We start from the raw sequence: 1,938 nt of genomic DNA, 5'->3' as shown, positions 1-1,938 counted from the left end.
TCTGGCTCTTGTGACACGTTCGTGGGTCGCTAATCGCGCCTAAGCGGCCACACGCCGTCCCCCGTCTAGGTTTTGGCTTGTCGAAGGTCAAAACCGAAGAACGGAGAACGGCGTGCAGAACGCTAGCTTATGGCGCACTGTGTTGGGCGTCGAGAACACCGTCGTCGAGGACATCGAATTCAACGACGACACACAAGCGCTCGTGGCGCATGTGAGGCCTGCAAGGGCGACGAGGGGTCGATGTGGAGCTTGCGGTTCGAGAGCCTCCTGGTATGACCGTGGGCAAGGTCGACGGCAGTGGCGTGGCCTGGATGTGGGAACCGTTCAAGTCTTCCTGGAGGCAGATGCTCCGCGGGTGGATTGCAGCATCCACGGGCCGACGGTGCGCCAGGTCCCGTGGGCTCGTCATGGCGCCGGGCATACGCGCTCGTTCGATCAGCAGGTCGCCTGGTTGGCCACACAGTGCTCCAAGAAGGCAATCACCGAGCTGATGCGGATCGCCTGGCGCACAGTGGGATCGATCATCGCTCGGGTGTGGGCCGACACCGCCGCCGGTATCGACGCGATGGCAGGCCTGACACGAATCGGGATCGACGAGATCTCCTACAAACGCGGCCACAAATACCTCACCGTCGTCGTCGACCACGACACCGGACGCCTGGTATGGGCTCAACCCGGCCGCGACCGCGCGACCGTACGCGCATTCTTCGACACGCTCGAGTCCTCCGGTGCTGGAAGGTGCGCCCAGATCACTCACGTCACCGCTGACGGGGCTTTGTGGATCTCCGATGTGGTTCGCGATCGATGTCGCGGCGCTATTCGTTGTGCCGACCCCTTTCACGTCGTCGGTTGGGCCACAGAGGCACTCGATGCTGTTCGCCGCCAGGCATGGTCCGACGCGCGCCGTGGAGGGAACACCCGATCACACGGCTGGATCAATGGACGACGCTCCACCGTTTCCACAGGTCCCGCCCGGGCGTTGCTTCGTTCCCGGTACGCGCTGTGGAAGAACCCGGAAAACCTCACCGACCGCCAACGAGTGAAACTGCGCTGGATCGCATCCACCGATCCTCGTCTCTACCGCGCTTACCTGCTCAAAGAGGGCTTACGTACAGTCTTCAAACTCCCCGTCGACCAGGCGGCCGATGCGCTCGAAGGCTGGATCCAGTGGGCACGACGCAGCCGAATTGAATCGTTCGTCACGCTACAACGCCGAGTCGCCGCACATCGCGAACAAATCCTCGCCGCAATCGAACATGGCCTGTCCAACGGACTCGTCGAATCCATGAACACCAAGATCCGATTACTCACTCGCATCGCCTTCGGCTTCGCCCGTCCCGAAGCGCTCATCTCCTTGGCCATGCTCAATCTCGGTGGACACAGGCCATTCCTACCCGGCCGCCAATGATTATGGTGGTGGTGGTGTTGGTGCTTGCTCCGGCAGTTCCATTGGAAACAATGCCATTTGGCTCTCTTGATCACGACTTCGTATTTACTACCATGCATGCCCGCCCCGCGTAGAAACTGTTCTCTCCCCGGCAGCTGATGGGCGGAGGAATTGTCACTTGCCCGGCTTTGGCTGACTAAGACATCAGTTTTCTGTGGAAACAGCCGAAAATCTGTACCCAGATTGGGAATTGCCGTCGAACGTACCCACGATATCGAACGCGTCCTGCTCATAGAAAGTGCGAGCCTCGGTCCACACCTCCGCGGGCGCGTCCTCGACACGTGGGCTCGGTAGATCGTCGACGAATACGAGGAGGTCGCTGCTGCCTTCAGGGGTGGAACCTTGCACGCTGACCATGACTTGAACTCCAAATCTCCTTGTGGCTGTGCCGCAAGAGTCGATTGATGCCGTCAGCTTGAGGATACGTCTTTTGGCGACTTCGCATCACTACCTGGCCGCCGATACACCCACAGATCAGTCACAAGGGCCAG

Annotated in this window: 1 protein-coding gene; it reads left to right on the top strand. The window is 60.5% G+C overall.

Translation table 11 applies throughout. The features are described 5' to 3' along the window. Window positions 1-112 precede the first annotated feature (112 nt). Window positions 113-1,408, top strand: a complete 1,296-nt coding sequence (locus CH292_RS25535; protein ID WP_094656025.1) for an ISL3 family transposase — start codon at window positions 113-115, stop codon at window positions 1,406-1,408. The last annotated feature ends 530 nt before the right edge of the window (window positions 1,409-1,938 follow it).

It is taken from the genome of Rhodococcus sp. 14-2470-1a (assembly GCF_002259425.1).
Classification (GTDB): Bacteria; Actinomycetota; Actinomycetes; order Mycobacteriales; family Mycobacteriaceae; genus Rhodococcoides; species Rhodococcoides fascians_E.
The sequence above is the reverse complement of the archived record's forward strand: the minus strand, read 5'-3'. Positions and strand labels throughout refer to the sequence as shown.